The 255-nt window shown below is 47.1% G+C and carries 1 pseudogene; it reads left to right on the plus strand.

What is annotated here, in order from left to right:
- Positions 1–255: pseudogene (locus tag ACH63V_RS18205) on the plus strand (hemagglutinin); the annotation flags it as partial.

Below are 255 nucleotides of genomic sequence, written 5' to 3' on the forward strand. Positions count from 1 at the left end.
TTGATATTGGTACGGTTGCAGGTGAAACGAACCTGAAAGTGACCAAGACCGGCAATACGATTCAGTATGGCTTAAACCGTGATCTGAATATTGACAGTGTAACGGCAGGGGACAGTAAGCTGGATACCAATGGTTTAACCATCACTGGTGGACCAAGTGTGACCAAGACTGGTATTGATGCTGCAGGCAACACCATCAGTAACGTAGCAGCAGGCACCAATGCTACTGATGCAGTAAACAAAGGCCAGCTTGATG

Origin of the sequence: Acinetobacter sp. ABJ-A23_2, from assembly GCF_044538765.1 — a bacterium.
Classification (GTDB): Bacteria; Pseudomonadota; Gammaproteobacteria; order Pseudomonadales; family Moraxellaceae; genus Acinetobacter; species Acinetobacter nosocomialis_A.